Source organism: Arthrobacter pasteuri (assembly GCF_054510955.1).
The window spans coordinates 170,229-189,419 of the sequence record NZ_JBTNDO010000004.1; the positions used below are offsets into that span (position 1 = coordinate 170,229).

A 19,191-nucleotide genomic window follows, 5' to 3' on the forward strand; every position below is an offset into this window, starting at 1 on the left:
GCCCATGTTGCATAAGCGACTGGATTTCAGGTTCCATGGCTACCCCATAGTTTTGGGGCTGAGCTTAGCGCAGCACCCGCTAGAATGATGAACTCGCTTGTGGCAAGACCCATTCCAATACCAGGCGCACCTAAGGACATCGAACCTAGCACCATAACGGGAAGACCAATTAGTGCGCTGACTATGGTCAGAGCAAGCACGGTGTTTTGGCGCCCTGCTGGTATCAAGGTATTGCGGATCAGCGGTGTTGAAAGTGAGACGAACAAGAAAGCGAACCCGTACCAAAGCGTAATTGACTGTTCACTCGCAACCTGTTGACCAAAAATCACTTCAGTCGCAAGCTCGCCAAAAAAGCTCAAGAAGATGCATCCTGCTAATCCAAGCAGCCCGTGGCACATCACGGCGATGCGGCTATTAGCTTGCCTACCTTCGGTACTTCGTTGTTCAAGAACCCAAGATTGCATCGCGTTCCCTAGTGCTACGACAGTGAAAAGCCCGTAGCGATATAGCCGGTCAGCAGATGAAAGACTACTAATACCGCTGTATGTCAGAGACAATGAACCTACGGGAACGGGTGTCGCGACGTAGGCGGATCCAATCGCGGCGGTGGCCGCAATTTTGCCGTTCTGAAGTAAGTATTTTGCGGTTGATTGTTTCGGGCCTTTTTTGATGGCATAAGTGCCGAAGTATCTTTTATGAAACGTGAGTAGCCCAAGCCAAGTAGCACCACAAAGTGCGAGCGGGTAAAGCCAGATGAGGCCGGTTACAAGCAAAAGTATAAGAGAGAGAAGAGTTGCTGCCATCTTCGGAATCGTCTCGTACTTCGCTATGCTGCCAGGTCGCCCCAACCCAATCAGGTACCAAGCCGGCGATATACCATTCATCAACATCGCAAGGCTCATCATGAGGGAGTCAAATTTGTACGACTCCGCACCTAGCAACCAAGCGATAAACGCGCAGACCGGCAGGACGATTGAAAGGAGTAGCAGACGAGCGGAAATAGCATCGGAGTACACCTGGCGCTGGTCCTCGAGGCTGTTTGCCTCAATAATTGCGGCCGGGCCGCTGATATGAAGCCCGTAACCTACAACGATCGCTCCAAATGCACCGACGGACTGGCCCAGAGCGACACTTGCCCACCCTTCAACCCCGCCAATCCTCGCAACAACAGGTAGTAATAGTAGAGGCGTGAGCGAGCTGATTAGTGGGAGTGCAGAGAATCCTAACAGACGCTTCAGGGGTATCTTCATTCGTTATGCGCCGCTGCAACCTCTGCCGCAAAGTCAAGCAAGATGCGTGCTTTATGTGCCCAGTCTTCGCTCGCAGCCACCGCGGCGCCTGCATCGTTCGGGCCCTCCTCGCTGAGAAACCCGCCAAGTAGCGTCCTTCCCTCGTCAGGGGAGGAGAAGCGACCCACGCCGTCTCCTCGGTTCGATTTGCCGTCGCCCTGACGTGTGGCGAGGACGTAAAGACCGGAGGCAAGGTACTCATAAAGTTTCATCGGGCTTCGACCGGAGTTCTCGACTGCGGGAGATAGCGGTAAGAGACCAACCTTGTGGCCAGCGAGAAAAGCGGGAACCGCCTCGTACGGAAGGGAACCCATCAGGCGAACGTTAGTTGGAAGGCTTGGTATTTGTGAGGGTATCGGTCCAGCTATGTCGAAGCGAGTGTCAGGAAAGCACTGAGCAAGGAGGTTGACCGTCTGCCAATCGAATCTATGGTCCAGTGCTCCTACATAAGCCACGCCATCCCGCGCACTAGGAGCGTCATCGCCGTACCGGAACCGAGAGTACTCCACTCCGTTCTCGACTACTGTGCGGAGCTGGCGCTGAACTGAGGGTAGCGCGGACAACACAACCTGAGAGGTAGCGGCTACACCGTGCGCGTGACGAACCGCCCAATCCTGGCGACGACCGGCGTGTCCCCCGGGATACAGATCAGTCGGCCGATAAATGACCGTGGATGCGCGGTCAAAAAGCTGCGACCCGGCCATCAGAGGTTGGTCGACGAACATGTATCTACACTCGCTAAATCCCAACGAATCGACAAGCTTTGCGGACGCACCAGAGGTCATTAGCTGCGCGGGCAGCAACGTTCTCAGGCTCGCGTGTAGAACGCCTGCTGCGTCCATCCGAGGACCGGTAAGGGCCAGTTCGGAGCGATGCCTGGACCCATTCCCCGCCTTTGTTACCTGGTGCATAAGCGACCAGGGAGTAGATAGGTGAAGAACTCGGTATCCGAAACCGGCAACCTCCCGGGCAAGGTGATGACTCCCTACCTTGAAAACACCTGCGTCGGCGGTGTGACTGACAAACACCACGGCCGGCGCTGCATGAGCTCTGGCCGTTCTGACCCGCGGCTGGTCGCTCATGCTGTTACGCTCTCGATAACCATGGCGACCTGAGCCGAAACCGAGTCCCAGTCGTAGTCAGCTGTGAGACGCGCTATTTCAGCTGGACCTATCTCACGGTCCTTCATATCACGAACCATGCACATCGCCTCGTACCATTGTCCTGGATCAGTCACACTGGGTACTGGGACACCCGCCACTCCAACAATTTCACTTACGCTCGCGCAGCCCTCGAAGTATATTACGCGCTTGCCACAACGGACGGCCTCAAGAGCTGGCAATCCGAACCCTTCAAGTGAAGACGGGAATATGAGTGCGGAGCATTTGTTGTATTCCAGAACTAGCTCTTCGTCCGACAAACCGGACAAGACCTCGACCTGCTCCTGCACTCCCATCTGGGCCACCAAATTGCTAACAGCATCTCGGTCACTGCAAACAACTCGAAGCCTCAATGCAGGACCATACTTAAGCGCCCTGAGCACTACCGGAAGATTCTTGTGCGGTTTAGCGGTACCCACGAAAAGGAAAGGTGCGCCAGCCTCAACATCGACGTTCGAATACCGCTTGAACGCAGCGGAGCACCCGTTTCCCACGTTGATCACTTCTACTTCGTCATGGCCGAGCCATTCCTCCAACCGGAATTTGGATACATTCGAGACAGTCATAACCTTGCCGGCTCTCAGAATCGTCGGTCTGACGATGCGTTCGTAATAAGCGCGTTTCGCCACACTCGACTCTTTAGGATCATCAAGGTGAATTAAGTCATGTACCGTAATGAGTTGGACTGCCCGAGACGGACCGCAATTGAAACCTGGACTATAGATGACATCGTTAGAGGCCAGGCGCAACCGGACCAGACTGAAAGCGTCGAAAGGTCCTGCCGGGTTACCTCTCGTGCTGGTGGCGGCGTACGGAACTTGCAGTCTTTGAACCACCTCGGAGCTGAATCGAGCGATTCCGGATCGGCCTGACCAGCGAGTGTCGATATAAAGCATCGGAACCCTTCCTATCTTGATTCTATTCAAGAACTAAAGCGTCATTCCCGACAAGCCCAACACGACCATGCATGCTCGCTCTAAGGTAAGTTTTCGCGAATTCAATATTTTTGCTGCGCGTGCAACGCATGAGCAGATACAGCGTATAGATACCGTAATTTACATGGAAACGCAAACGCTCGCTAATGTTGTCGCATTGCCCGCGATCCACGATATAGCAGTTTCTATACTGAAAATAGGTCTTGCTAATCTGCCCTGAGGCTATCATGCCAGAAAGATACGGGCCCGTTGCAGCGGAAGCCCATTTGTGCCCTTGATCCTCCACGACGGCCGCTGCGCAGAAAATTATGGTTCCTCCAAGATGTACCCAACGCCGAGTGTATTCAACATCGTCGAAGTAAAGAACAAATTCTTGTCGAGGGAGATCCAACTCTCGCACGAAGGTGGCGGGCAGAAGGAGGCCTCCGTAAGGAGCCTGCGGTAGATGCTGCGGTGCAGATTCACCCCTGGGCTTGGCGACTCTACGGGAGAGGCGCTTACGCACTCGCGTGAAGGAATCGAAACCGAAGAAGGTGCCTTTGGGCAGATAAGCGTCGGCAACGGAATGACCAGCGGCGAGGAGCACGTGCTTCTCATCCATGGGGCGGTAACAACTTATCGCCGTTCGCTGTCGCTCGACGGGCGTTTTTGAGGATCTCAGTGCCAGCGCCTGCTTTAGGCTGTCATCTATTGCAATGTTGTCGTCGTCAAGCAACCAAATAAGTGGGAGCTCGGTCTCCAAAGCCGCATCAAGTCCACACGAGAAGCCGCCAGCGGAGCCCATATTGTGGTTTAGTCTCAAGTAAGCCGTCAACTCGGGCCGGTCCTTGCAGTAAAGCTCCAAAGCCTCCTGCGAGGCAGCGGTGGATCCGTTGTCCACTAGAATGACTCGCTTAACTCCATTACGAAACGCGCTCTCTGCTGCCTGTATGCATGACTCGGCACGATCCGCATATGTCACAACAACAGCGACAACTTCTTCTGCCAGTTCCCCGGAATTGCCCCTGCTGCGCTGAACGCGCCCGTACTCAGTCCCCACGTGTTCTCCCATAACTTACCTGTTTCGTCCTAGCGCTTGTGACCGTGAGACTTCACTTTTGAGCGAATGCGGAAAGAACGAAGCAAGCACTGAAGCTCCGAACATAAGGACAATCAAAAACACGATCATTCCCTGATTGAACAGCGGTATGCGCCAAAGTTCCAATAGGCAGTAGGCCATCACTCCGCCGACGGCACTAATCGCAGAATTGTATGAGAGTGCGTGCCCCATCATGATCGCGGCTACGAATAGCGCGGCGGCCAGCCATAAGAATCCCCATATGCCGTAATAAGAGTAGACGTCGGCAAAGGAAGAATTTGTGGTAAGACTTCCGAGGATGTCGGCGTGATAGTCGTATCGAGCTGCGCCGCGTTCAACAGAACCTCCATCAGGTTGAAAGAAGGTTGGCACGATCAACATGCTGGCGGCGGTGAAACTGCTCTCCGGATCGTATTTCTGATTGAGCATAGCGTTTGAAATGCCTAGAGAGACCTGGAAGGGAGATCCTAGATAAGAGAGAATCTGATACGCATTCATTGCCAGGGGATCGTCGACTCCCCATGACTCGTAGAATCGGAAGTTTCTGAACCAATTGTAGGCAGAAAGGAGAAGATACGCGATCGTTCCGTAGATTATCAGAGCAGATGCTTTGATTCGACGATCTGATCGCTCGGTACTCAATAGCACCAGTCCAACCACCACGGCCAAAACGAGCGACAGACGTGAAGAAAATAGGGCGCTTATAGCGAGGAGCGCTCCGTTGAACCAAAGGAACCTAGGGCCGCAAACGCCCTTCCTCCAAAGATACAGCGCAAGCGGTGCCGCGACGGCCGCACCATACCGCAATGTGGCCAAGCCCGATTCTCCGCCGATGGCTTGATTTAGTTCGTTTCCTCTTCCGGACGCCAAAGCATCCAATGGGGACCCAGAAGACGAAGCGAGATATACGGCGTACCCTACACCGATGGTCGAGATCGCTGTCACGATAATCAGAATGCGTTTTTCTTCCCAGGGGCGTGCTCCCTGCAAAGACAGCATCTTACTTTTGGGCAGGGCCCTCCCGATCGATACGCCGAATGCTGCTATAAACGTGGCTGCCAGGTACCAAACAAAGAGGAACAAGAGTGCGGGCAGGGACGGCTCTGAGCGTGATGCGAAGCCCCGCAAAGCGTACGAGTCACCAGGCACGAGCCAAGCGCAAAGGCTCAAGATGAATGGGGCAAAAATCAGAACCCCGGTGTTGGTTAACACAGTCAGTCGCATGTACCGCTTCCTAGTGCGCAGGATCCATGAGTCGGATGATTATGGACGGCGCTCCACCACCCGGATTTCTGTCGAGGTTCGCGTTTCCTTCAAGCGCGCAGCACGTAGCTTCTCTGGGAACGCGCGAGCGTGAGGATGCAGATGACGATGCGTCAAACCGCCAGTGTCACTCCGCGAGCTCATTTGGGTGCAACACTTCCTTCGGGTTTGAGACCTCGTCGACTCTTCAAGGCAGCAACCCGGAGGTGGGGCCCTACGCTTGGGCGCCGTAGTTCGTGGAGGGCGCCAGTCGATGACTTGCAGAGTACCAGCGATACGCGTTGTCCGCTCGTGTGCTCCCACTCGACTACCATTATGCAAGCGCTGGGTCTTCGAGTACCAACAAAGTAGGGGTAAATTTGCCGGGTCTCATATTGCACGAGTGGATCGCGCGGCACGGCGGATCCGAAAACGTCGTAGCCGCTCTTCTTGATGGTTTTCCCGATGCCGAACTGGCATGCTTGTGGAACGATGCCCCTGACCGCTTCGCGAGCAGACGAGTGACGGAGTCCGTGTTGGCCAAGACCGGATTGAGGCGGCACAAAGCAGGTGCGCTTCCTATCATGCCCTTGGTTTGGAAGACTATTCGTCTTCCGGCGTTCGACTGGCTTTTGATAAGCTCACACGCTTTTGCACACCAAGCGGCCGATCACGCTATGCGTCGTGATGTTCCTGCTTTTGTGTATGCTCACACTCCTGCTCGCTATCTCTGGGCTCCAACGCTGGACGAAAGAAGTAGGCATCCTCTTGCCAAGATGGGCGCCATGGCGCTAAGGCACATCGACAGCGCAAGTGTTGTCAAGACTGCCACTTTCGCCGCAAACAGCAACTTTGTGGCCGAGCGAATGAATCGGGCGTGGGGGGTGGATGCGCAGACGATCTATCCGCCTATAGCTATCGAGCGGCTACATTCGCGGCCGGACTGGTCTCAGGAACTAGATGAAGGTGACAGTCTTACTCTGCAGGAGTTGCCGACCACCTTTGTTCTCGGCGCTTCCCGCTTCGTTAAGTACAAGCAGCTTGAACGAGTAATCCGACTTGGTGAACTGTGTAACCTCCCAGTGGTTCTTGCGGGAAGTGGCCCTGAGCACGCTGCCCTTCTAGCTCGGGCGGCCACAGCCTCCGTGCCGGTGTCGGTGGTTTTGAAGCCAAGCGACAAGCTCCTATACGCCCTGTACGAGCGAGCGACCCTATTCGCGTTCCCTCCGGTCGAGGACTTTGGAATCATGCCAGTAGAGGCCATGGCTCTCGGCACTCCAACTATCGTCAATGAGCTTGGCGGCGCCGCCGAGAGTGTTCGAATCGTCGAGGGAGGGGTGACGGCATCGTGGCACGACGACGACGCACTTCGATCCGCAGTGGACCAAGCATTGTCGCTCGACATGACAGCTGCGAGGGCCAATAGCGCGCGGTTTTCAGAAGCTTCATTTGTTGGCTCCATCAAGCGCTGGATGGATCTGGGTCCGCAGGAGTGATCGGAACAGTCTTGCATTCGCCACGGCGAGAGCACTCAGCGGAGTGGCAGCCCCTGCGTTCGGCTGCAGATTATGCTCCCCGTGCGTTGGCTATCGTTTGAGTCTCCAACCCTGCGCTAAGCCGCCTCCTGTCGTGTCCGTTCTCCGTTCTCCATAGCGCCCACTACACTCTGCTACGGAACCACGGCTACTGATCCACCCGCTACGTTTGCTGCTATGCACTGTGGCCCTGAGAAAAGCATCTAGAGAGGTCTCCTTTGGAGCTTAGTGATTACATTCGAATCCTGCGGCGCAATTGGCCCCTAATCACCGCTTGCGCCCTGGTTGGCTTGCTCGTCGGTGCAGTGGCGTCATTCGCTGTGCGTCCCACGTACACCGCTGAGACGAAGCTCTTCGTAGCCATCCAGAATTCGGGCAGTGTGCAGGAACTTCAGCAGGGCAACACCTTCACCCAGGCCAGGGTTCAGTCCTATGTCGAAACGGTGAGGACACCACTTGTTCTGCAGCCCGTCGTCGATGCCCTTGCGCTCGATGTGAAGCCCGCGGAACTTGCTCAGAGCGTCACTGCGTCGGCTGACCTCAACACCGTGATCATTTCTATCGCAGCTGAGGACACGTCGCCGGTACAAGCTGCAGCAATTGCTCAGGCTACGGCCGACAGTCTGGTCAGGTCGGTCGACGGTCTGGAGACTCCAGCGGAGGGTGGTACTTCTCCCGTCAAGCTGGCCGTTCTTACCCCCGCTGTCGCTCCTTCTGAGCCTTCGGCACCCAACACGCGTCTCAATCTTGCGCTGGGGATGCTGCTAGGGCTATCCCTCGGCGTCGGTGCCGCAGTCTTGCGCACTGCACTCGACACACGTGTCCGCGGAGAGGCCGATCTCCGGCGTGTCAGCGATTCTCCTTTGCTCGGCGGAATCGCCTTTGATACAGACGCAACAAAAAAGCCGCTGATTACCCAGGCGCCGGCGCAGAGCCCTCGCGCCGAGTCCTTCCGCCAGATCCGTACCAATCTGCAGTTCGCGCACGTCAGCCACAAGTCCAAAGCTGTGCTGGTGACCTCGTCCCTTCCCGGTGAAGGCAAGAGCACCACGGCTACCAACCTCGCGATCGCCATGGCTCAGGCTGGTCAGTCCGTCGTCCTCGTGGACGCCGATCTCCGACGACCGCGCGTCGACGAATACCTGGGACTCGAGCGGAACGCCGGACTCACCACGGCCCTGATCGGCCGTGCCGACGTCGAGGATCTCCTGCAGCCCTGGGGAACGGACGAACTGTACATCCTCACCGCAGGCCAGATCCCGCCCAACCCCAGCGAGTTGCTCGGGTCGGACGCCATGAAGCAGCTGATTACGCGCCTGGAGCAGAAGTTCGACGCCGTCATCATCGATGCCCCTCCCCTGCTGCCGGTAACAGACGCGGCGGTCCTGGCGCAGCAGGTAGGTGGCGTGGTACTCGTTATCGGCTCCTCGAAGGTCAAGCTGCCTGATCTGCAGAAGTCCTTTGGGAATCTCGAGATGGTCAACGCGGACCTGCTCGGCGTGGTCATGAACTTCCTGCCGACCAAGGGTCCGGACGCCTACTCCTACAGCTACTACTCCTACGATTCGCATCCTGGCTCGCGCCTGGATGCAGATGACCAGCCTGCTGCTCCGGTGTCCACGCCTTCGAGACCCAGGAAATCATTCGACGAGGTGCTGGGTCTCCAATCGCAGCCGACCCCCCGTCCGGCACACGACTGATGCTGCGTGGTGCTCCCGCTGTGGGGAAGGAGCAGAACGTGGGACAGCCTCTCACCTGGATAAAGCGCTACCCGCGGCGCCTCGCGATAGTAGACGCCCTCGTGGTGCTCTGGGCGGTAGCCGGAGCATTCCTCATCCGGTTCAGACTGGTGGATGACGCAGGAGTGGAATCACTCCAGACCTACGCCGTCTTCAGCGTGGTGCTCAGCCTGATCTGGTGGATCATGCTGGGAGCCTGGGACTCCAGGAGCCCCCGCGTCCTCGGTTCTGGAGCCGAGGAGTACAAGCGGGTTCTCTCCGCCTCCCTCTGGCTGTTCGGGCTGATAGCGATCCTTTCCTACGCGTTGCGCTACGACACAGCACGCGGCTTCGTGGGACTTGCCCTTCCCGCCGGCGTGGTCGGGCTCCTCGTCGCACGCTGGATGGTGCGGCAGATCCTGAGCGCAGAACGTCGCCATGGGAAGAGTTCCTCGCAGATCCTCATCCTGGGCGGCGCCAGCGCCGTCGACCACCTGGCCACCTCGCTGCGCAAGAATCCCCTCGCCGGTTATAGCCCGGTGGCGGCCTACGTCACGAGTGGCAGCAGCGGTCCGCTGCCCGTCAACCGGGATCTTCCGGTGGTCGGTTTCGGTTCCGATGTCGACTCCATCATCAGCGCGATTGGCGCCAGCAGGGCTGATTCGGTCGCAGTGTCCGCGGGCTCCAACCTCCATCCGGAGGTACTGCGCAGGCTGGGGTGGGCACTCGCAGCGCGCGAGACGCGCCTCATCCTGGCACCGGCCCTCACGGATATCGCGGGGCCGCGCATCCACACGCAGCCGGTGGCCGGTCTACCGCTGGTCCATGTGTCGACTCCGAAACTCACCGGGGGTTCACGGGTGGCGAAGCGCCTGTTCGACATCGCCGGAAGTGCCACCCTGCTGCTGCTGCTCTCGCCTGCGCTCCTCATCCTGGCCATCCTGGTGAAGCTCAGCAGCCCGGGCCCGGTCTTTTACTCCCAGGAGCGGATCGGCGTCGGCGGCTCGACCTTCCATATGTTCAAGTTCCGGTCGATGCAGCAGGATGCAGACGCGCAGCTCGCAACGCTCCTCGCATCCCAGGGCAGCGCCGACAAGCCCCTGTTCAAGGTGAAGGACGATCCCCGCATCACGCCGGTGGGTAAGGTGCTCCGCAAGTACTCCCTTGACGAGCTCCCCCAGCTGATCAATGTGCTGCGCGGCAGCATGAGCCTGGTGGGTCCCCGTCCGCAGCGCGCGGGCGAGGTGGCACTGTACGACGACGCCGCCCACCGCCGTCTCTATGTCAGCCCGGGGATGAGCGGCCTCTGGCAGGTCAGCGGGCGGTCGAACCTTACTTGGGAAGAGTCCATCAAGCTCGACCTTTATTACGTGGAGAACTGGTCGCTGATGCAGGACATCGTCATCCTCCTCAAGACCTTCAGAGCCGTCTTCGCCAGCCACGGCGCTGTCTAGATACCCACTTCCACCCGTACGCCATGACGGCGTGCCGCACGATAGGACCGTGAGTGACACCGAGTAGCGCGTCGCCAGCAGGAACAGCACCAGAGAACTCCCGGTCTCGCCGCACTCGACGCCCGGGGAAATCTCGCCGTTCCCTTCTGCGGCATGTGCTGCTGGGCGCCAGCATCGCCGTCCTCCTGCTCGCCCTGTGCGGCGGCTGGCTCGCCTTTCGCGCGGTCCAGATCAAGCAGAACCTCGAGTCCGCCATGGTGCTTCTCCCCACCCTGCAGGAGCAGGTGACCGCCCGAGACCTACCTGCAGCAAGTGGCACCCTCGAGGGCGTCCAGCGCCACACCACCGACGCCCGTGCTGCCGGAACGGACCCTCTGTGGAAGGTCGCAGGCATCCTGCCGCTGGTCGGCGCGAACTTCTCGGCCATCAGCGAGGTCACCGTCTCGGCGGACGACGTCGTCAACCGCGCCGTGGCTCCCATGCTCGACAAGGTGGAGACCCTCGACTGGGACGCCCTCACTCCCAGCGACGGACGGGTGAACGTTGAGCCGTTGGCAGGCATCGCGCCAACTCTGGCCTCGGCCGCGAACACGATTCAGCTGTCCTATGACCGGCTGGACGGTATCGACCGCACAATGCTTCTACCTCAGGTTGCTGGTCCCCTTCAGCAGGCTGTCGGCGAGCTCGACGACGTCCGCGCACCGCTGAACAGTGCATCCCGTGCCGCGCAGCTCCTCCCCGCCATGATGGGGGCCGACGGCCCGCGGAATTATCTGGTGCTGGTCCAGAACAGCGCGGAGATCCGCGCGACGGGTGGAATTTCCGGTGCCCTCGCCGTGATCACAGCCGATGATGGTCGCATTGCTCTCACCGATCAGGGCAGTTCCAGTGAGATGGGGAAGTTCGACCCGCCTGTCGAGGTGGATGCAGAACAGGAACGGATCTACTCGTACCGCATGGGGGCCTACATGCAGAGCGTCAATTTGACGCCCGACTTCCCCACGGCCGCCCGGACCGCGAGGACGATGTGGGAACAGCGGCACGAAGGCTCCCCTATTGACGGAGTGATCGCCCTGGACCCGGTGGTGCTCGCGAATATTCTCCGGGCAACAGGACCAGTTCAACTGGGGACCTTCGACGACCCGGAAGTGAACGCTTTGCTCGCCGAGACCGAATTGCCCACGGCACTCGACTCCAGCAATGTGGTTCCCACGCTCCTGTCGGACGTGTACGCACAGATCGAGGAACCCGCCCTGCAGGATGAGTACTTCGCAGCGGTGGCCGGCAAGGTCTTCAGTGCCCTCGCCGGCGGCCAGGGCGACAGCGAGCAACTGGTGGAGGCCCTCGTCACGAGTTCGGATCAGGGCCGGCTCTACCTCTGGTCCGCCGCTCCTGCCGAGCAGGAGCTCATCGCGCGAACCGGGATAGCCGGCGCGGCAACCGGCCCCCTGGCGGGTGGCGCCTCCTTCGGTGTCTACTTCAACGACGGCACCGGTGCCAAGATGGACTACTACGTGCGCAGGACGGTTCAGTTGCTGCGGGAGTGCTCGGACGACGGGTACTCCCAGTACACGGTTCAGGTATCGCTGACGAACACCGCGCCCGCCGACGCTGCCACGTCGCTGCCGGGCTACGTGACCGGGGCAGGTGCCTTCGGTGTCGCGCCCGGTCGCGTGCAAACCAATACCATCACCTACGGTCCCGCGCAGTCACTCCTCCAGACCGCACGGCTGGACGGCAACAATGTACCGCTCGGCTCCTTCGGTCACGGCAACCGGCCGGTGGGCGTCTTGACCACTGAATTGGGACCCGGTGAGACGGCGACGATCGAGATGGACTTCACGAAGGTGGTCCAGGAGAACGAGCCTGCCCTGGACGTCACCCCAACGGTGCAAGATCCCGCCGACGTCGTCCTCCCCCTCGAGTCCACAGAGGTGTGCGCCTAGGGGCCCTTGGACGCCAGGTTAATAGTGCGTTACATCTCGCCGATACGCTCGGCCAGCCTTCTCATACTCGGATAGCACTGCTAATTTGTGAGTGGAGATTCTTCCCATCTACGTAGGTCGGAGTCCTGATTAGAGTAATCGGGGAGCGTGCTATATGGTGTGGGGAGTCGATCCAGGGCGTTTGGGGAACGAAAGCCCGGTCACTTCGCTGTTTTCTCTCGTCTCAAAAACTTTCTGGGGAGCCATTATGAACAAAACCGCCTCCGTCCTGGCCATCGCCGGGACCCTTACTTTCCTCGGAGCAGGCACCGCGCAGGCCGCGCCCGTCTCCACCCCCGCCTACGTGGGCGACGAAACCGGCGGTACGGTCAGCGATGGCACCATCGCCCCGGGTGAGACGGTCGTCTTTAGCAGCACCGAAGGCCTCTTCGAGCCAGGCGAGCCGATTCGCATCACGGTCGACCGCACCGACGCGACGCCGTCGGCCTCAGGCTTCGGTGCTGGTGGAGCTGCAGCAGCTCGTGGCGGCCTTATCGTCCTGAACGAGATCGTTCTCGACAAGACCATCAACGCGGACGCTCAGGGTAACTTTTCCTACGACGTACAGCTCAACGAAGAAGGCGTTTACACGCTGACAGCCGCTGCATTGGACGGCAGCCCTGTCGTCACTGCACAGGTAGTCGTCGACTCCGCCAACGTTGCAGGTGGAACGACTGGCGGAACCGCGGGTGGAACGACCGGCGGAACCACGGGTGGCACGACCACCACCAAGGACGGCCTCGCCAACACCGGTATCGATTCCGCCATGGTCCTCTGGGGAGCAGCGGGCATCGGCGCACTCGGCCTGGGTGCCGGCAGCATTGTGGTATCGCGTCGCCGCGCAGGCGCCGGGGCATAACTCCAGCACACCAACAACGAAGCGGACAGGTCCTACCCGGCCTGTCCGCTTCGTTCGTCTGAGCGGATCGGCCACCGCGGGCACAAAAATGGGATCGGCCCCCCGTCATTGGAGGGCCGATCCGTCAACCGCCGCTCCCTGGCACCTCTCGAGGTGAAGTCGGAGCGAGTATGAGGGTCGGCGACGGCTGGGGACGAAGTCCTGGTCTCAAGAGAACTCCTACGCCGCCGACCCAGAACATGGGCCGTAGATGGTGTCCGGATCTCCAGTGTCGCCATCTTCGACTGAAACAACTCTAGGCCGATGATGCTGGGCCATCACGAGTAATCCGGACCCTAATTAACCCGGGAACTACTCAGATGAACACCGGGATTACCTATCGGACGGCCCCTGCTACGTACCGCGCAACAGTGGTTCGAGTTCGGCTGCAAGCTCTTCACGCCGGCCTATTCCCAGCTTGACGTAGATGCGGTATAGGTGTCCCTCGACGGTACGGGTGGAGACGGTCAGGCTCCGCGCGATCTCCTTGTTGGACAGTCCCCGCAGGGCCAGCAGGGCGATCTCCCGTTCCCGCGAGGTGAGCGGCGAGGCACCCTCCAATTCGACGGGCTCCACGAGCAGGCCGCCGTCGATCATGCCACGGCGCCGACGGACGACGGCGGCAAGCGCGCGCTGCGACCTCGCATCGCCCAATTCTGCGTAAGCTTCCATCGCCCGGCGGCAGGCATCAGTTGCGAGGAGGTATTTCTGGAACAACTCGGCGCGATCACCTGCTTCGGCCAGGCCGGCCGCGTCATGAGCAACCAGTGCCGAGGCGTAGGCGTGCAGGACGTCCGCCTCCGCTCCCTCGAGCGCGCCGGACACGCGCGCCAGCAGCTCCGGGGACTGCTCGTTGCCGAGCTCGGTCGCGAGTTCGAGGATGTCCTTCTCGCAGCTGAACCACCCGTTGCCGTGGGCCTCGGCGGCGAACTCCAGGAGGGACGAGTCCCTGGCACCCCTGAGGAGGAGTGTCTGGGCGGCGTCATCGAATGCCCTGCCGAGCAGTGAGTACTGACGGCTCCCCCGGTGCTTGATGTGCGCCAGCTCCGCCGAACAGAGCGCCACGAGATCCGGTTGGCCCACGGCAGCTGCGGCCCACGCGGTGACACCGAGGGCATAGGGCAAGAGGGCGTCCTGGTCGGACACACGCAGGGAGGCCAGGGCGGGACGCAGTTTCCCCAGGCCGCTGGAGAAGTGCCCGCGACGGATGTCGGTGGCGGCATCGAGGACAGCGAGGCTCCCGCTGATGAAGGAGTAGTCACGGCCCACCCCCGGCGCGTACTCGTCCACTGCCTGTTGGGCCGCCAGGAAATCCCCGCTGTGCACGAGCAGGCTCACATGGCGGAAGAACACCAGCCGGTGCAGGTCCAGCATCGGCTGTGCGTGCGACTCCGCCAGGGTGAGGGCGGTCGCGCTGTGCTCCCGGCCCTCGGAGCCCCGCCCGAGTGCACCGAGTGCTTCCGCCAGGAAGGCGTGTGCCAGGACCATCACGCGCTGGTTGCTGCTGCCGGCCGCGACGAGTGGGCGGAGTATCTCGACAGTCTCGGCGTAGCGCCCGATGAGGTTCCAGCCGAATCCCTGCGTGACGACGCGGTGCTGCTCGCTCGTGGGCAGGTCTTCGGCGAAAGTACCACCGGAAAGTGGTCCTGGCGCGGAATCCTCCGCCTGGGATGAGGTCGAGGATTCGGGGGAACTCGGCTCCAGAGCGTTCAGGGCGTCGGACCAACGGGCTACGATGTCCTCCGTTCCTGCAACGTCTTCGCCGGCGGCGAGCAACTGCCTCACCTCGAGGACACCCGCAGCGGAGATCAAGCCGGGAGTCCTGCCCTGCTCGAGGAGCCCCTTCGACAGGTTCCGCGACTCCTCGAGCCGGGACAGGTCGAACAGGGCGTTTGCGCGGTCCACCTGCGCTCCCGTAGCGAGGCGTTCCGCCCGTACTGCGCTCGCGAGCCTCAGTGCCGATCGGGGATCCAGAAGGGTCAGCGCCAGGCCGGCCAGTTCGAGCAACTGCTCGTCCACCACAGGTTCGCCGCAGTCCAGGCTCCATAGCGCATGCCGGATCTGTGCCCGTGGCGGAAGGGGCAGCCGATGGCTCTTCGACCGTAATTCCCGGTGGAGTGCATTGCTGCGCCCCACCGGGATCAGCTTGCGCGCGATGCGGCCGTACAGGTCGTGCATGTGCATGGCGAACGCCGGATTGTCGGGCGCACTTTGGATGAGCCCCTCGGAGAGGAGCGTGAACACGGCCTCCTCGCTGCTCACACTCACCAGGTCCGCGAAGGCGACCACCTCGCCCAGGGCGAGCACGTCGAACGCCTTCCGCTGGAGGTCGTCCAGTTCCATGGTGACGGCGCGCACGAGGTCGATTAGTGCGGCCGGCACATTGAGCTCGCCGTCGGCCAGGGTCCAGACACCCTCGGGCTTGGTCAGACTCCCGTTCATCAACGCCTCGTCGAGGATCGCCTTGAGGAACAGCGGGTTCCCGGAGGCTTCGTCGCACAGGCGGTCACTCGCCCCCCGGACGATGCCGGCGCCGAGTACCTGGGTGCACAGTTCCCGCGCGTCCACATACCCGAGCGGTGCGACGTCGTACCTCTCGAGCAAGCCGTCGCGGCACAGGGACACGAGTTCGTCGGACACCGGCGTGACGGACCGGGAGAACACGGCGAGCCGGACGGTCCGCGACGTGACGAGTTGGGCCAGCAGGTGGCTGCTGTCGTCGTCGAGCAGGTGGGCGTCGTCGACGATGACGAGGATCGGGCGCCCGTTGGCCCTCCCGCGGAGGAACGACATCACCATGCGAAGGACGGACAGTGGTGAGGCCATGTCCTCCGCGGTCGCGTCCGTCAGGAACGGGCCCAGGGCGCCGTACGGAATGGCACCGAGAGCGGATGCCGGTGTCACGAGGAACGGGGCGAACTGCCCCTGCAGGTGCTTGAGGAGGTGCCGGGCCATGACGCTCTTGCCCGTGCCGGTGTCCCCGTAGATGAAGGCACCGTAGACGTCATCCTGTCCGAGCGTCTCCTCGATGGCCGCGAGCAGCGTGCTCCGGCCGACAAGGGGAACATCACCGGACAGTGCGGAGAACATCAGAAGTCGCTCTCCGCCGGAACGAGTTCCGCGAGTTCACTCCGGGTACTGACGCTGAGCTTCGAGTACACCTGGTACAGATGGCCTTCCACCGTCCGGACGGAGACGAACAGCTTCTGGGCGATCACCCGGTTGCTGCTGCCGGCTGCAGCCATCGCCGCGACCTCACGCTCGCGGGCGGTGAGGAGGTCGAGGTCCGCCGCGGCGGCGGTGGCCGGTGGTGCATCGGGTAGCAATTCCTTCAGCCGCCGCTGGATGATCCGCAATCCCGACCGGTCCTGGTTGCGGGTGGTGGCGTTGATGCCGGATTGTGCGATGTCCGCCACGAGGCGGTAGTCGTCCGAGGCGGCGGCGCACTCCATCGCCTCGATCAGCAGCCCGACGTCGGAGTGCAGGAGCGCCTGTGAGTACAGGGTGCAGGCCCGCGCCAGCGGTCCCTGCAGTGAGGCAGCCAGCACCCCGAGGTCTGCAACAGCTTCCTGGCGGCCGAGGCGCACTGCGGCGGCCAGGCTCACGAGGGCCCAGATGCTCGCCCCATCCTGCAGGTCCTTTGCTGCACGCTCCTGCAACCTGCGTGCAGCCTCCCCGCGGTTCTCGGTCCGGGCCGATGCCAGGAGCTGGTAGTGCCGCGCAGCCCGGCGCACCACCCACGAGTTCCCGCGGCTCGGCTCGGACAGCGGAAGGTAGGCAATCACGTGCTCCAGGGGACTGGCGAGCGCGTGGCAATAAGTGAGCGCAGCTCCTGCAAGTGGCAGGATCCCGTGCGGATCAGTCACGCGCAACTGCTCGACCACCGGTTCCAGGACCTTCACGGCATCACGGGCACGACCGAGCCCGACCATCGCCAGGCCTTCGGACAGCTGGGTGAGCGAACCGCGCCTGAACGACCACCGGTCGGAGGAACGCTGTATCGATTCCAGGAGCTCAGCAACCTCGCTCCAGCCGCGCGTCAGCAGGAAGGCGGTCTCGACGCGCAGCAGTGCAGCATCTGCGACCCGATAGGACACGCCGGCATCCGCGAGCCGGCGTACGAGTGACTGCGCCAGGTCACGGCTCGCCGAGTGCTGGTCCACCGTGGCCTGCGCTTCGAGGAGCAGTGACTGGACGACCACCTGGAACTCGCGTTCCTCGCGGTCAGCGGACCGGTCGGTCGAGGCGAGGCCTGGCAGGGTCTCCAGGTTGTCGCGGTAGCGGCCTTCGAACGATGCGAGTTCTGCCTGCGCGAGGAAGACCTTGCGGCCGAGCCGGACCAGTTCGGCCGCTGCATGCTCATCCCCTGCCGCCTGCGCCTCGCGCTGCCAGTCGGCCAGCCTCTCCGCAGCTTCGGTGAGCGGTTCTGCCGCATCGGCGGGCGAGCGCAGGCGCCGCGCCCGGAACTCCTCGATCTTGTACAGGGTCCATGCTGCGGGGTCGAGCCGGTCCTCCACCGTGGCAAGGACCGCCAGATAGGCCGTGGCAGCCTCGAGGTCGCCCTGCCCCAGAGCGGCAACGACCGCCTGGTACGCCAGCCGGTGCGAACGGGACACCGTGCCCAGGGTGGCGATGAGTTCAGTCGCCCGGGCGTAGTGGCCGTCGTCGTTCAGGGCAGCGGCAGCGGCCACGGCCTGGTCCTCGCTCACGGGGAGTGCGGCCCGCAGCAACCACGCCACCAGGCGGGCCGGATCGGCCGCGATTTGCCGGGACGCTGCCGGAAGCCCCTGAAGGTGCTGGTACAGGTCCAGTGCCTCTGCGGTGCCGATGGCCTGGGCCACGGCGACCGACAGTCCGGGGGTTGCAAGGCGCACCCGGGGCTCCACTTCGGAGTCGACGACCAGGATGCCGGCGTCCTGCAGTGTGTCGAGGTCGGCGGGGTCGGCACGCCGGGCGAGGTCGAACCAGTCCAGCGCTCCAGCGAGGGCTACCAGGTTCACAATGCTCCGCTGGTCAGGCGTGAGCGCGAGGAGCAGCGGCGAGTTGCCCACGACTTCCTGTCCGGCACCCAGCCGGTCCGGCAGGAGCACCCAGGCCTCCCCGCGCCGTGTGAGGGTACCGCGCTGCACGAAGCCTTTGAGAGCGGCGCGGGTTGCCGGCAGGTTGCCCCCGCCGACGGCCCACAGTGCCTCGACGCATTCCCTGCTCGCCGGAGCGCCGAGCTCCGACTCGACGAAGAGCCCGGTGTCCGCGAAGGTGAAGGGGCGCAGGTCGAAACGCCGGAGGGAGCCGTTGCGCCACAACGTCATGAAAGCCGGATCCGCCTTCGCGAAGTCGGTGACCGTCAGGATCACGGACGCCACGTTCCCCGCAACAAGCTGTCCGATCAGCGCGGACGACGACCTGTCCAGGTGCTCTGCGTTGTCGACGGCGAAGACCACGCGCCGTCCGCCGGCCTCCGTCTGGAGGTAGGTGCGCACGGCGCCGAACACGAGTGCGGGGTGCGTGACCGTGGCGGCCAGTTCCGAGAGCAGGAAGCTCAGGGCCCTGAAAGGGAAGGGTGCGGCAGAGTGCAGCCCGCGGACGTGGATGAGATAGGTGTCTCCGAGGAACCGCTGCACGTGCTGCAGCACGGCGGTCTTCCCTGCGCCGTGCGCACCCACCACGACGGTGCCGGCGGAGCCGGGCTCCCGCACCGCGCGCAGAATGCCCGTCATCTCCTCCGCCCGCCCGATGAAGGGTCCGTGCACCGGCGACTGGTCCGGCCGGGGAGCCGCAACCTGTAAGGGCTGGGCAGAGGGCGGGAGTGGATGGGACTGGACGAGATTGTGAGACCGCATGAAGGATCAGCTTCTTCCCAGCTTGTGACAGGTTTCTGAAAGTCAGCCTAGGAAGGG

General features: G+C 61.8%; 12 protein-coding genes. 5 read left to right on the forward strand and 7 right to left on the reverse strand.

What is annotated here, in order from left to right; all coding sequences use genetic code 11:
- Positions 1-26: 26 nt before the first annotated feature.
- The 5 genes from ACX80H_RS15325 to ACX80H_RS15345 form a co-directional block, all read right to left on the reverse strand.
- On the reverse strand, positions 27-1,250 hold the full coding sequence (locus tag ACX80H_RS15325; RefSeq protein WP_459314260.1) for a lipopolysaccharide biosynthesis protein: 1,224 nt from the start codon (positions 1,248-1,250) through the stop codon (positions 27-29).
- Positions 1,247-2,371, reverse strand: coding sequence for a glycosyltransferase (locus ACX80H_RS15330; RefSeq protein WP_459314261.1), 1,125 nt, complete (start codon positions 2,369-2,371; stop codon positions 1,247-1,249). The genes ACX80H_RS15325 and ACX80H_RS15330 overlap by 4 nt, the downstream gene beginning before the upstream one ends.
- A complete protein-coding gene (locus ACX80H_RS15335) occupies positions 2,368-3,078 on the reverse strand; it encodes a glycosyltransferase (protein ID WP_459314262.1) in 711 nt (236 codons plus the stop codon). The genes ACX80H_RS15330 and ACX80H_RS15335 overlap by 4 nt, the downstream gene beginning before the upstream one ends.
- A 289-nt stretch (positions 3,079-3,367) precedes the next feature.
- The gene (locus ACX80H_RS15340) at positions 3,368-4,423 is read right to left on the reverse strand and encodes a glycosyltransferase (protein WP_459314263.1); all 1,056 of its coding nucleotides are present in this window, start codon (positions 4,421-4,423) and stop codon (positions 3,368-3,370) included.
- A 15-nt stretch (positions 4,424-4,438) separates the two neighbouring features.
- The gene (locus ACX80H_RS15345; RefSeq protein WP_459314264.1) at positions 4,439-5,461 is read right to left on the reverse strand and encodes a hypothetical protein; all 1,023 of its coding nucleotides are present in this window, start codon (positions 5,459-5,461) and stop codon (positions 4,439-4,441) included.
- A 557-nt stretch (positions 5,462-6,018) separates the two neighbouring features.
- On the opposite strand from ACX80H_RS15345, the gene ACX80H_RS15350 reads away from it, so the two are divergent.
- The 5 genes from ACX80H_RS15350 (at position 6,019) to ACX80H_RS15370 (ending at position 13,255) form a co-directional block, all read left to right on the forward strand.
- A complete protein-coding gene (locus ACX80H_RS15350; protein WP_459314265.1) occupies positions 6,019-7,200 on the forward strand; it encodes a glycosyltransferase in 1,182 nt (393 codons plus the stop codon).
- Between the two features lie 257 nt (positions 7,201-7,457).
- Positions 7,458-8,939, forward strand: a complete 1,482-nt coding sequence (locus ACX80H_RS15355; RefSeq protein WP_459314266.1) for a tyrosine-protein kinase domain-containing protein — start codon at positions 7,458-7,460, stop codon at positions 8,937-8,939.
- A gap of 38 nt (positions 8,940-8,977) precedes the next feature.
- Positions 8,978-10,411: a sugar transferase gene (locus ACX80H_RS15360; protein WP_459314267.1), complete on the forward strand. Its 1,434-nt coding sequence runs from the start codon at positions 8,978-8,980 to the stop codon at positions 10,409-10,411.
- 155 nt (positions 10,412-10,566) lie between these two features.
- Entirely contained in the window at positions 10,567-12,357 is a 1,791-nt protein-coding gene (locus tag ACX80H_RS15365; protein WP_459314268.1) for a DUF4012 domain-containing protein, read from the forward strand.
- 247 nt (positions 12,358-12,604) lie between these two features.
- A complete protein-coding gene (locus tag ACX80H_RS15370) occupies positions 12,605-13,255 on the forward strand; it encodes an LPXTG cell wall anchor domain-containing protein (protein WP_459314269.1) in 651 nt (216 codons plus the stop codon).
- Between the two features lie 393 nt (positions 13,256-13,648).
- Here ACX80H_RS15370 and ACX80H_RS15375 read toward each other — a convergent pair whose 3' ends face one another.
- Together ACX80H_RS15375 and ACX80H_RS15380 are read right to left on the reverse strand one after the other, a co-directional pair.
- The gene (locus ACX80H_RS15375; RefSeq protein ID WP_459314270.1) at positions 13,649-16,384 is read right to left on the reverse strand and encodes a helix-turn-helix transcriptional regulator; all 2,736 of its coding nucleotides are present in this window, start codon (positions 16,382-16,384) and stop codon (positions 13,649-13,651) included.
- Complete coding sequence (locus tag ACX80H_RS15380) at positions 16,384-19,134, reverse strand: LuxR C-terminal-related transcriptional regulator (RefSeq protein ID WP_459314271.1); 2,751 nt, start codon at positions 19,132-19,134, stop codon at positions 16,384-16,386. Before ACX80H_RS15380 ends, ACX80H_RS15375 begins: the two co-directional genes overlap by 1 nt.
- Positions 19,135-19,191: the final 57 nt, after the last annotated feature.